The organism is Pseudoalteromonas sp. PPB1 (genome assembly GCF_015356275.1).
Classification (GTDB): Bacteria; Pseudomonadota; Gammaproteobacteria; order Enterobacterales; family Alteromonadaceae; genus Pseudoalteromonas; species Pseudoalteromonas rubra_D.
Window position 1 is genome coordinate 127,827 of record NZ_JACEQV010000008.1, and the last position, 12,002, is coordinate 139,828.

The 12,002-nt window shown below is 49.7% G+C and carries 10 protein-coding genes; 7 read left to right on the forward strand and 3 right to left on the reverse strand.

Going from position 1 to position 12,002, the window contains the following annotated elements:
* Positions 1-42: 42 nt before the first annotated feature.
* From IY568_RS10340 to rlmB, 3 genes are all read left to right on the forward strand, one after another.
* Positions 43-2,223 (forward strand): ATP-binding protein, encoded by a 2,181-nt coding sequence (locus IY568_RS10340; protein WP_194867495.1) that lies wholly within the window; start codon positions 43-45, stop codon positions 2,221-2,223.
* A 66-nt stretch (positions 2,224-2,289) separates the two neighbouring features.
* A complete protein-coding gene (rnr, locus tag IY568_RS10345) occupies positions 2,290-4,785 on the forward strand; it encodes a ribonuclease R (protein ID WP_194867496.1) in 2,496 nt (831 codons plus the stop codon).
* Between the two features lie 2 nt (positions 4,786-4,787).
* Complete coding sequence (rlmB, locus tag IY568_RS10350; protein ID WP_010383706.1) at positions 4,788-5,528, forward strand: 23S rRNA (guanosine(2251)-2'-O)-methyltransferase RlmB; 741 nt, start codon at positions 4,788-4,790, stop codon at positions 5,526-5,528.
* A gap of 34 nt (positions 5,529-5,562) precedes the next feature.
* Here rlmB and yjjG read toward each other — a convergent pair whose 3' ends face one another.
* The 3 genes from yjjG to IY568_RS10365 all read right to left on the reverse strand — a co-directional run bounded on the left by yjjG (position 5,563) and on the right by IY568_RS10365 (position 7,761).
* On the reverse strand, positions 5,563-6,258 hold the full coding sequence (gene yjjG, locus IY568_RS10355; protein ID WP_194867497.1) for a pyrimidine 5'-nucleotidase: 696 nt from the start codon (positions 6,256-6,258) through the stop codon (positions 5,563-5,565).
* Positions 6,255-6,788, reverse strand: a complete 534-nt coding sequence (yjjX, locus tag IY568_RS10360; protein ID WP_194867498.1) for an inosine/xanthosine triphosphatase — start codon at positions 6,786-6,788, stop codon at positions 6,255-6,257. The genes yjjG and yjjX overlap by 4 nt, the downstream gene beginning before the upstream one ends.
* A 73-nt stretch (positions 6,789-6,861) precedes the next feature.
* Positions 6,862-7,761: a phosphoribulokinase gene (locus tag IY568_RS10365; RefSeq protein WP_010383702.1), complete on the reverse strand. Its 900-nt coding sequence runs from the start codon at positions 7,759-7,761 to the stop codon at positions 6,862-6,864.
* A 170-nt stretch (positions 7,762-7,931) separates the two neighbouring features.
* On the opposite strand from IY568_RS10365, the gene IY568_RS10370 reads away from it, so the two are divergent.
* From IY568_RS10370 to IY568_RS10385, 4 genes are all read left to right on the forward strand, one after another.
* Positions 7,932-8,795, forward strand: a complete 864-nt coding sequence (locus IY568_RS10370) for a hypothetical protein (RefSeq protein ID WP_194867499.1) — start codon at positions 7,932-7,934, stop codon at positions 8,793-8,795.
* An 85-nt stretch (positions 8,796-8,880) separates the two neighbouring features.
* Positions 8,881-9,897: a UDP-glucose 4-epimerase GalE gene (gene galE, locus IY568_RS10375; protein ID WP_194867500.1), complete on the forward strand. Its 1,017-nt coding sequence runs from the start codon at positions 8,881-8,883 to the stop codon at positions 9,895-9,897.
* A 208-nt stretch (positions 9,898-10,105) separates the two neighbouring features.
* Positions 10,106-11,119, forward strand: coding sequence for a tRNA dihydrouridine(20/20a) synthase DusA (gene dusA, locus IY568_RS10380; protein ID WP_125558865.1), 1,014 nt, complete (start codon positions 10,106-10,108; stop codon positions 11,117-11,119).
* A 174-nt stretch (positions 11,120-11,293) separates the two neighbouring features.
* A complete protein-coding gene (locus IY568_RS10385; protein ID WP_125558867.1) occupies positions 11,294-11,959 on the forward strand; it encodes a PspA/IM30 family protein in 666 nt (221 codons plus the stop codon).
* The last annotated feature ends 43 nt before the right edge of the window (positions 11,960-12,002 follow it).

Sequence of the window (12,002 nt, forward strand, 5' to 3'; positions counted from 1 at the left end):
AATACTATACTAGTAGTTCTTTACGACGATGTTTGATGCGGTATGGGCGATCCGAAACAACTTTTACAGATCCTGGCTTTGACGTCATGCGTGTGTGCGCTGTTTATGCTGGTTAACTGGTTTATTCATCGCCGTTTGCTGGGAACCCGTTTATGGGCCAGCTTTTCAGTCTGTACTGCATTTGGTTGCATCTTCATCGCCTCATTTTCTTTGTCCGTGACCTGGACCATTTTTGTCTCAAATTGTCTGATATTTATTGGCTTATATTGTTTGAGTCGCGGCAGTGAACAGTTTTTCTCAGTCCCCCGGTTGAGCTGGCCCTGGTGGCTACTGGCAGGGATCTTTTTTCCGGGCTACGTGTATTACACATACCTTGACGCTAATTTTATCGCCAGGGTGATTTTAAATTACATGGGCTGGGCGCTGAGCATGATTCTGTGCCTGCGCGCTTTGTGGTTGGGTCAAAGGCGTCAGTGGCAAAGTTTTTCGCCAGCACACTGGGCATTTGCACTGGCCTGTGTATGTCTGTTTATCGTGTTTACGGTGCGTTTATTGATGCTCCATCATTACACGCAGCATGACAGCCTGATTACCAATAACTGGGTAAATCAGTTTTTCTCCGTGTCCGTTATCGTTATGCCTCTGATTTTGTGTTTTTCCTTGTGCTTACTGTGCAGCGGGCGACGTGAACAGGAATTACATGAATTGCGCCATCGCGCAGAACTTGCTGCGCAGCACAAAGAGCGCTCTTTGACGTTACTCAGCCACGAACTCAGAACGCCCTTAAACGCCATCGTTGGTCATGCGGAGTTACTTAAACGGGCACCCAGGGAACCGCAGCAGCATGGGCAGTTTTGTGATGTGATTATTGCCACCGCCATGTCGATGTCGGATCTGGCAAATCAAATTTTGCTGCAGGCGCGGGGGGCTGTGCCCAATACCATAGTGGAGCCAGTCAATCTCGCGACACACCTGAAGGAGCAGATCCGCTTTTTTAGGCCTCTGGCGGAGAAAAAACACCTGAAACTAACCCTGACAATACAAGGCGTTGATGCCAATCTGCTGGTCATGATAGACAAAGACCCCTTCACTTTGGTGATTAAAAACCTGCTTTCTAATGCCATTAAGTATACGGAACATGGCTCGGTTGAGCTGATCGTTTTTGGTTACGCCCTGAGTGCCAACCGTCATCAACTGCGGGTTGCCGTGAAAGATACAGGTATAGGACTGAGTCGCGCTCAGCAACAACAGGTCTTTGAACCTTTTGTCACATTTGGTGCGCCGCGCGCTATTGCAGATAGCGCCGGAGTAGGCCTGGCCTTGTGCAAGCAGCTACTGGAAAACATGGGGGTCGATCTGGAAGTGCAAAGTGAGTCTGGGCAGGGGAGTGAATTCTTCTTTGAAATGCAGGTTAACTCGCAACTCGGGGAGCAACCAGACACTTTCGATAGTAAGCCAACGACACTCGGAGATATGTCTGTACTCGTCATTGAGGACAATCTCCTGAACCGGGAAGTAGTGCGTGGTTATCTCGACAATTTAGGGCTGGATTATCAACTGGCGGAAACCCTGGCGGATGCGGAGCAGCTACTATTGCAAGCTCAGTTTGATGTGGTGCTGTTAGACATGCATTTATCGGACGGCCATGGCTTAGAATGGTATCAAACACGCTTTACGGATCTTGCACTGACACACTCGCCTGTTGTGATGGCGCTGACTGGCGATGTAGATCAGCAAGCGCGGCAGGCTTATCAGCAAGCCGGAATTTTCGACTGCCTGGAAAAGCCGTTGCGTGTCACTGCATTAAGACAGGCGCTGGAGCGCATTGTAAAACAGAATAGCAGCGGCCTGGCAGCAACGGAGGCTGCATACGTAGATTTGACCTTTGTCGAGCGTCAGTTGAGTGAATCTTCTGTGCGCGCTGAGTTTGCCTCACGGCTCGTATATTTGAGCGATCGTCTGGATTATGAGTTTGCTCAGCTTCGTGGACTGGCTGATATTCAGTCCGATGATTCATTGCGAGAAAAGCTCTTACAACTGGAGCACGAAGTAGAGCAGTTGGGGTTATATGCATTGCGCCAGGCATTGCACCAGACTCGCCGTCGTGCCGCACAGGAGCGGGATATTGACTGGTCTGCATTGCATCAATTTGCCAAGCAAAGTGCCTCGGCACTGCAATCTTGTCATCAACGTATGAATGCCAGAGTGCTTGAAAAAGCGTAAGGTTAGGTGGGCCATTGGCTGGATTTGCGTTAGAATACAGGTATAACTTCTCTACATACTCAGTGAATGTCTAAACAGGATCCTTATCTCAGCCGAGAACAAGAAAAATACGATAACCCGGTGCCCAGCCGTGAGTTCATTCTTGACCATATTCAAAAAAGCAATAACAAAACCAATTTCAATCAGCTTTGTCAGGACCTTAAAGTCTTCGAAGATGAACGACAAATTGCCTTTAAACGGCGCCTCAGAGCCATGGAGCGTGATGGTCAGCTGTTTTTCAACAAGTTCAAATGTTACGTGATCCCAACGGATGATGGCCTGGTCAAAGGTCGGGTAATTGGACATCGTGATGGCTTTGGCTTTTTGGAGGTGGAAGGCGAAGCTAAAGACTGGTTTATCACTAAGTATCAGATGGACAGAGTATTGCACGGTGATTGGGTGCTGGCGAAAGCAGGTTCCCGAGGCTCAGGTGGTAAAGTGGATGCACGCATTGTGCGGGTGCTCGAAAAAGAACGTGCACCGATAGTCGGGCGCTTCTTTGTCGAACATGGCATGGCGGTAGTCGTACCTGAAGATCCACGCCTGACGCAGGACATTATTGTGCTGCCGGGCAGCGAAAATGGTGCCCGTCATAACCAGATGGTTCAGGTTCAGATCACCCAAAGCCCCAGCAAGCAAATGAATGCGGTGGGTAAGGTGACCGAAGTACTGGGTGACCATATGGCGCCGGGTATGGAGATTGAGGTCGCGTTACGAAACCACGAAATCCCTTATGAGTGGCCGCAGGCGGTGCTTGATCAGGTCGCAGAGCACGGGGAATTTGTCGCCGAGCCGGATAAACTTGGCCGGGTTGATTTACGCGATCTGCCACTGCTCACCATCGACGGGGAAGACGCCCGAGATTTCGATGATGCGGTTTACTGTGAACGCAAAAAGTCAGGTGGCTGGCGTTTATGGGTCGCTATTGCCGATGTATCGCACTATGTGTCTAAAGGCAGTGCACTGGATAAAGAAGCCATCTCTCGGGGGAATTCAGTGTACTTCCCTGAGCAAGTGGTGCCTATGCTGCCCAAAGTCCTGTCGAATGGCTTATGTTCTTTGAACCCGCAAGTGGACCGTCTCTGTATGGTGGCCGAAATGACGGTGTCCGAAGCGGGCCGTTTGTCAGGTTACCGTTTTTACGAAGCAGTAATGAATTCTCACGCACGTCTGACGTACACTAAGGTTCATGCGATGTTGCAGGGCGATGAAGTCTTGCGCGAGCAATATAGCGCGCTGTACCCACACATTAGCGAGTTACACCAGATGTATATGGCCCTGAAGTCTGAGCGTCAGGCGCGTGGTGCCATCGAGTTCGAAACCCTGGAGACGCGTTTTGTCTTCAACGCACATCGTAAAATTGAGTCCATCGTACCTGTGGTGCGTAATGATGCCCATAAACTGATCGAAGAGTGTATGATCCTAGCCAATGTGTCGGCGGCACGGTTGCTGGAAAAACACGAAGCCAGTGCGCTGTTCCGGGTCCATGATCAGCCTGATCCGGAAAAGCTCAGCCAGTTCAGGTTATTCTTGCAAGACTTAGGGATCGAAAGCACCCTGGGCCATGAGCCAACGCCTTTGGAGATCACTGAAGCCCTGGCTGGCCTGGGCGAGCGCCCGGAACTGGAGCTGATCCAGACCATGCTATTACGCTCGATGAAACAGGCTGTATATCAACCGGATAACATTGGTCACTATGGTCTTGCGCTGAAGGCGTATGCACACTTCACCTCGCCCATTCGACGTTATCCGGATCTGGTGGTGCATCGCGCGATTAAAGGGATCCTGGCGGAGCAGGGACAACAAGTGTCCGGTGCTTATGTGTATGAAAGTGATGAAGCGGATCAGCTCGGTGAGCAATGTTCAATGACAGAACGTCGCGCCGATGATGCGACTCGTGAGGTAGCGGACTGGCTCAAGTGTGAGTTTATGCAAGATCACGTGGGTGATGAGTTCACTGGCGTGATTTCATCGGTCACCAATTTTGGTTTGTTTGTTAGGCTCGATGAGTTACAAATCGATGGCATGATCCATGTCAGTAACCTGGGTCACGAATATTTCCATTTTGATGGCGCGAAACACTGCCTGATTGGGGAGCACAGCCGGAGTGTCTTTAGACTCGGTGATAAGCTGAGTGTGGTCGTCAACTCCGTGAGCCTGGATGAACGACGTATTAATCTGGCGCTGGCCGAAGAGGCGGTGCCAGACCGGTATGCCAGACGGCGTCGTAAAGCGGCGACAGAGAATGCCGGAAAAAGTGTGCGTGCGCAGTTGAAAGACGGCAAGATCCCGAGCAAAGATAAAAAAGACAGTAAAGCAGACAAAGACGCAAGACCCGCTAAAAGCGACGGCAAAAAACCGAAAAAGGCTAAGAAGACCACACCTAAAGGAAAGGCTAAAAAAGCCAAACAAGCTGACACTTTGACCGGTAAGAAGAAAACCAAGAAAAGTGCCAGCAAAGCTAAGGCAAAGCGTCCTGGTAAAAACGCGCGTAAAAGAAACAAATCGAGTGCGGGAGCATAACTTTGAGTAATGAATTAATTTTTGGTTTCCATTCTATTGAAGCCATTCTATCCACCACCCCTGAGCGCTTTTTAGAGATCTATGCTCTTAAGGGACGAGACGACAAACGTCTTAATGCGGTCGTCAATGAAGCACGCAAGTTTGGTATTTCCGTGCAATTTATGCAGCGGAAAGCGTTGGATAATAAAGCCAATGGTGAGCAGCATCAGGGGATCATTGCCAATGTAAAAGCTGCCCGTGTACTCAATGAGCGCGACCTGGATGAGATCTTAGCCAGAGAATCGACGCCGTTCTTTTTAGTCCTTGATGGTGTGACAGATCCACATAATCTCGGTGCCTGTTTGCGCAGTGCCGATGCCGCTGGTGCGCACGCACTGATTGTACCCAAAGATAAGTCTGCCAAGCTAAATGGCACGGCCCGCAAAGTGGCGTGTGGCGCAGCGGAAACCGTACCGTTGATCCAGGTGACGAATCTGGCCCGCACGCTCAGGGATATCAAAGAAGCGGGTGTCTGGGTCGTTGGGACCGCAGGTGAGACAGACACTGAATTGTTTGATGCCAGTCTTACCGGTCCTATTGCTGTGGTAATGGGTGCTGAAGGCGATGGCATGCGCCGTCTGACCCGCGAGCACTGTGATGTGCTGGTAAAAATTCCGATGGTTGGTACTGTATCCAGTCTCAACGTGTCTGTGGCCACCGGGATCTGTTTGTTTGAGGTGTTGCGTCAGCGCAATGCGCAATAACCTTCTGGCTATACATTGAGTGAAAAAGGCAAGCTTAGCTTGCCTTTTTTGTTTCCGGGTCCAGCAATAGCGCCTGTAGCTGCGCCAGGCTATCAACGACGTAAGTGGGTGTGATCTCCGGCGGGCACTTAGCGCCTGGGTGGCGTAACCAGCAACTGTCGATGCCAAAGCGATTGGCTCCCAGTACATCACTGGCAGGGGTATCCCCGACCATTAGCACCCGAGACTTATCAGGCGTTCCCAGCAGTGATAAAGCATGCTCGAATACGCTCGGATCGGGTTTGGCCACCCCCACCTGTTCAGAAATTACGATGCTGTGAAAGTAGTCTTTAAACCCGGTATGGGCCAGACGTTTCTCTTGTAAGGCAGTAAACCCGTTGGTGATGATAGCCAGCGTTGCTTTGCCTTGCAGGGCATGCAGCAGATCAGCGGCACCAGGCAGCGGATTACACAATTCTGCCATGGCATCAAGAAAGCCCAAATTGAGGGTTTCAGCGGATACATTCAAACGTTCAGCCCAGAACTGAAAGCGTGTTACTTGCAGGGTTTTGGCATCTATTTCGCCGTTCTGATACTGCACCCACAAAGGCTTGTTGATGCGCTGGTATTCGGTGTTATCGGCTTCGCTAAACGTGACATCATAACGTGCGAAGAGGGCCTTAAGGCCCAGAAAGGCGTTGAAACTGAACAGGGTTTCATCGGCATCAAATAGAATATGGGAGTATTTCATGAATATAGCTCTACGTGGTTAAAGGGGGCCATCGCCAGCAACAGAGCCTGGGTGTAGGCACTTTCCCGGGTTGCCAGATTATTGGTCAGCAACCCAATTGCGCCACCTTTTTGTTTAATGTTGTTGGTATCGAACATGCGGTCCATGACATGACCTAATTCTTCTCCTGCCAGCAGCGCATCATAAATACGTTGTGGTAGTGGTAGGTTAGCACTGCGGCCAATGCTCTCAGTCTGGCCATTGGATATGACGACAAAGGCAAACGTGGCAGGGCCATAGGAAAACTGATGGGCACCGCCTTCCATTGCACAATAGTAATCAGCGGCGTGCTGGTCAATCAGGTATTGCACACGATTTTGGGCACCCAGCAGCGTATCGGCTTCCCCCAGTGGCTGATCGGCAACCCCGCTTGGCGCGGATAAGCCCTCACACTGAATATCGTGTTGTGGAAAATACTGCGTGAATATCTGCCTTGCGGCATTGATTTTAACCGGGTTCTTAGACCCGACAAGTATCTTAATAACTGCCATTTGCGATGCCCTGAAAAATCGCTAGTGTAACGACCCCATGAAAAGCCCGCAAGCGGTGAAGTGTAAGCAGTCGTTAAACGGGTAAGTCCAGCGGGACAATCTGCTCCAGAGCTCGTTTTTTTGTAAGTAAGTCTTTGATCAATGGAGTTAATACCAGCTCCATGGCCAGGCCCATTTTACCGCCAGGCACGACCAGGGTGTTAACGCGAGACATAAAGCTGCCCTGGATCATCTGCAGGTAATAGGGGAAGTCGACATCTTTGATATCCCTGAAACGGATCACTACGAAGCTCTCATCCAGCGAGGGGATGTCTTTGGCACTAAAGGGGTTAGAAGTATCAACGGTAGGGACGCGTTGAAAATTAATATGGGTACGTGAAAACTGGGGCGTAATATGGTTAATGTAATCATCCATACTGCGCACGATTGAGGTCATAACGGCCTCACGAGAATGGCCTCTTTCGTGCGTATCGCGGATCAGTTTTTGGATCCACTCCAGGTTAATAATCGGCACCATGCCAATCAGCAGGTCGACATGATGGGCGACATCATGTTCTTCGGTCACTATGCCGCCATGCAGGCCTTCATAAAACAGCATATCACTATTGCTATCGAGTTCCTGGTAAGGCGTAAAGGTGCCGGGTAGCTGGTTATACGGTACGGCATCATCAAAGGTATGCAAATAGCGCCGGACCTGGCCGGTTCCGGTCTGACCATAAGTCGCAAATAACGCTTCTAGCGCGGCAAAGTCATTGGCCTCCTGACCAAAGTAGCTCAGGTGTTTACCTTCTTGCAGGGCTTCGCGTTTGAGCTTGTCCATTTCAGGGCGAGTATAACGATGAAAGCTATCACCTTCGACGATCTCAGCTTTGGCGTCCAGGCTGCGAAAAATGTGCTTTATCGCGGCCGTGGTGGTTGTGGTGCCGGCACCGGAACTTCCCGTGATCGCGATGATTGGATGCTTTGCAGACATTTTGTCCCCTTACCTGGCTCAGACGGACTGAGCGTAACTTCCGATTAACACCTTTCGATGTTACTCGATAAGGGAAAATTCGCAAGGCATTTCGCGGTGAGTTGCATTGTGATGATTGAGTTCCTGCTGTCGCTCGGTATGATAGCTGAAAAAACAAGGAATATAACACAATGACACTGTTGCAAAAGATCATCGCCACTGGGTTACTATGGGGCATTATGGGGACACTCAAGGCGATGCCGGCCTCGCAGTTGTGGTTGGCTGAAGAGCAATCCGGCTCATTGTCGGTGAAGCCAATCAGCGCGGCTGATGGTTATCACAACCAGCCTTTGGTTGTCGACAATGGAGTGTATTTTACCCAACAGGTAAAGAGCCCGAACGGGGGCCAGACCGACCTGTTTTTTTACGATTTTGCCACGCATGAGGCTCGAAACCTGACCAATACGCCGGTGTCGGAATACTCGCCCACGATATATCCCTTTGACGATGGCCTCTCTGCTGTGGTCGTCGAAGCCGATGGTTCGCAAAAGCTATGGTTTTATCCATTTTCGGAGACACAATCACCACGGCGTGTGTTTGAGCACATTGCTCCGGTCGGTTATCACGCTTGGGGTAGGGATGAGCAACTGGTCATGTTTATTCTTGGTGAGCCGCACACTTTACAATTCACCGATTTAAAAGGGCATTTACCCAAATTGGTCGCCAGCGATATCGGTCGCACACTGGCCTATAATGCTACGCGGAATCTATATAGTTTTACTTATACCTCACAAGGTCAGCAATGGTTTGCCAGCTTCGATGCACAAACTCAGGCGGTGACACCGCATTTTGCATTACCAAGTAGCGTACATTATTACACTTGGTTTGATGACAATACGATTGCCTATGCCATTGCCGGTCGTATATATACCCGACATCTGGATAACCCTGATAAGGTCTTGCTTTGGCGAAATTTGTCAGCCTATTGCCCTGGAACGATTTCACGCTTGAGCAAGCAAGGAGCGCGATTGGTATTTGTGTGTGACCAGGCATAGCTAGGGTCGCCATCGAGTGCAAAACACTGACACACTGGTTGGGATCAATTACAATGGACACAGATATATTTTTAGGAAAATTACTATGACCGTCTTAGTTACCGGTGGTGCCGGGTATATTGGTTCGCATACCGTGCTGGAGTTGCTTAGTGAAGGCAAGGAAGTGATTGTTGTCGATAACTTATGTAATTCCTCCCAGCAGTCTTTGCAGCGTGTAGAGGCATTAACTGGGCGTACCGCGACGTTTTACCAGGGCGATATTTGTGACAAAGCATTTCTCGACCGAGTTTTTGCACAGCACCAGATAAAGCAGGTGATCCACTTTGCGGGATTAAAGGCGGTAGGTGAGTCGGTGCAGAAGCCGGTTGAATATTACCAAAATAATGTCCAGGGAACGTTAACCTTGCTGGATGCGATGCGCGATGCTGGCGTATTTCAGTTGGTATTTAGTTCTTCTGCGACAGTGTATGGCGATCCGGCCAGCTTACCTATTCGTGAAGATTTCCCGGTGGGAGGGACGACTAACCCGTATGGTACCTCTAAGCTGATGGTGGAGATGATCCTACAAGATTTAGCTAAGTCAGATACTCGCTGGGCATTTGCGATTTTGCGTTATTTCAACCCAGTAGGAGCGCATATATCTGGTCAGATAGGGGAAGATCCCAATGGTATTCCGAACAACCTGTTGCCTTATATTGCACAGGTTGCGGTGGGTAAGTTAGACACGCTGGGTGTTTTTGGGAATGACTATGACACACATGATGGCACGGGGATCCGTGATTACATTCATGTTGTAGACCTTGCCATTGGTCATCTCAAAGCGTTGGACAAGATTGCTGCTCAGGTAGGGACGCATATTTTTAATCTGGGTACAGGTAATGGTTATTCGGTGCTCGACATGGTTAAAGCGTTTGAAAAAGCGGCAGGTAAACCCGTGAATTATGAAATTAAACCGCGTCGTGATGGCGACATCGCGGCCTGTTATGCGGCACCTGAAAAAGCGTTTAACGAGCTGGGTTGGCGAGCTGAGCGCGGCATTGATGAAATGATGCAGGACACCTGGCGCTGGCAAAGCCAAAACCCGCACGGATATAAAGGGTAACCCTCAAAAAGCGGCCTGTTTTGGCCGCTTCTCTTTTCAAGGCATCATCGCTGGATGAAACTCCCCGCAACAGCGTGTATAATTCTCGGCTTATCTATTTTGATGACCACAAGCTGTGCCTTACTTGCAGAGCATGGGCTGGGATGTGGTTCGGTTATTGACGCTGGTAGCGGTTTGGAACCGCTCAATCGGGCGTTTCAGAGGTAGTATGACAAATACAGATAATTCAGGCACAAGCGCAGTAAATACAGGCGATTCAGCGTTTCGTCGCTTTTCCGTTGCACCCATGTTGGATTGGACGGATCGCCATTGCCGGACCTTTCATCGTAAGCTAACTAAGCATGCGGTACTGTATACCGAAATGATCACCACTGGTGCCATCATCTTTGGTAAAGGCGATTATTTGCACTTTGGTGAGCACGAAATGCCAGTGGCACTGCAATTGGGTGGATCTGATCCCAAAGCCTTAGCTGAATGTGCTAAGCGTGCTGAGCAATACGGCTATAATGAAGTGAACCTCAATGTGGGTTGTCCATCAGACAGAGTACAAAATGGTCGCTTTGGCGCCTGTTTGATGGCAGAGCCTGAGCTGGTGGCTGAGTGTGTTGCTGCAATGAAGAGTGAAGTCTCCATACCGGTTACGGTGAAAACCCGGATTGGTATTGATGAGCAGGATTCGTATGAGTTTTTGACTCGCCTGATCGACGCCTCAAAAGCAGCGGGCTGTGATGACTTTATTATTCATGCTCGTAAAGCCTGGCTACAGGGTTTAAGTCCTAAGGAAAATCGTGAGATTCCGCCCCTGGATTATCCGCGCGTGTACAAACTTAAGCAGGATTATTCGGATCTGCACATCAGTATCAATGGCGGCGTTAAAACCATTGAAGAATGTCAGCACCATCTGGCACATCTGGATGGCGTGATGATAGGTCGTGAAGCCTACAGCAACCCGTTTATGCTCGCTGAAGTTGACTGTGCTCTGTATGGCGCTGCAGCGTTTACCCAGACCCGTCATCAGGTGGTCCGCAGTATGTATGACTATATTGAAGCAGAGATGTCGAAGGGGGCTAACTTTTGGCATATTGCCCGCCATATGCTGGGGATTTTCCAGAACCAACCTGGGGCACGCGGCTTCCGCCGTCACTTGTCGGAAAATGGCCATGGTAAAAGCGCCGATATCAGTGTCATGGAAAAAGCGCTGACCTTTGTTCCGGAACTATAGTTCTTGTTTTGGTCAAAAAAGCTAACTATGCGCTTTTTTGACCAACCTCTCTTTCTTACTTCTCTTCCCACCTTTTCAATTTTTTAGCTAAGCTTTTGATTTGTTTGGCATTGAGAATTCTGGCATAAACCTTGGACTAAGTTAATCAACATTAGCTTACTCAAGGAGCCTGTCATGGCCTTAATCGATCGAATTGAAGATTTAATCAAAGCCGAGTTCAATGCGTTGCTCGACAAAGCAGATGATCCCAAGAAAAATCAGCGTCAGATACTGACTGAGCTGGAAGAGGCACTGACAGAGTGTCGCAGTACTGTGGTACAGGTGATCTGTGAACAAAAAGCGTTGGTGCGCCGAGAGCAAGCGGTGAATAAAAAAGCTGAACAGTGGCAGCAGCAGGCTGAGTATGCCTTGCAAAAAGACCGCGAAGATTTGGCCCGGGCTGCACTGATGGAAAAACAAGCATGTCAGCAGGCGCTGCAACAAATTGAAGAAGAGGCAGCACAGCTGCAACAGGTCTACGACAAATTAGAGCAAGATGCACAATCGCTGAGTAATAAACTAGCCCAATTGCGACAAAAAGAGGCGCAGCTGGCTCGCCGGGAGCACACTGCCACCACTCAGCTGAAAGCGCGCAGTGTGGCTGGTCAACAGTCGATAGCGGCAGCCCTCACCCGCTTTGAGCATTTGGAGCGTAAGGTTGAACGGGTAGAAGCTGAGGTAGACAGTTATGAACTGGTCAGTAACGAGCAAGCACAGTGGCAGGCACTGGAGACCCTCGCTCGAGAAGAGCAGGTGGACAAGGCATTGGCTGAATTGAAACAAAGAAATCAACCGGCTTAGGCATTTGCAACACAGGTAACTGAAGCGTACCCGGTGTAGCAGC

Coding starts and splice junctions, on each gene's coding strand:
- IY568_RS10340 (WP_194867495.1), top strand. CDS start 43: ATGGGCGATCCGAAACAACTTTTACAGATCCTGGCTTTGACGTCATGC.
- rnr (WP_194867496.1), top strand. CDS start 2,290: ATGTCTAAACAGGATCCTTATCTCAGCCGAGAACAAGAAAAATACGAT.
- yjjG (WP_194867497.1), bottom strand. CDS start 6,258: ATGAAATACTCCCATATTCTATTTGATGCCGATGAAACCCTGTTCAGT.
- yjjX (WP_194867498.1), bottom strand. CDS start 6,788: ATGGCAGTTATTAAGATACTTGTCGGGTCTAAGAACCCGGTTAAAATC.
- IY568_RS10365 (WP_010383702.1), bottom strand. CDS start 7,761: ATGTCTGCAAAGCATCCAATCATCGCGATCACGGGAAGTTCCGGTGCC.
- IY568_RS10370 (WP_194867499.1), top strand. CDS start 7,932: ATGACACTGTTGCAAAAGATCATCGCCACTGGGTTACTATGGGGCATT.
- galE (WP_194867500.1), top strand. CDS start 8,881: ATGACCGTCTTAGTTACCGGTGGTGCCGGGTATATTGGTTCGCATACC.
- dusA (WP_125558865.1), top strand. CDS start 10,106: ATGACAAATACAGATAATTCAGGCACAAGCGCAGTAAATACAGGCGAT.
- IY568_RS10385 (WP_125558867.1), top strand. CDS start 11,294: ATGGCCTTAATCGATCGAATTGAAGATTTAATCAAAGCCGAGTTCAAT.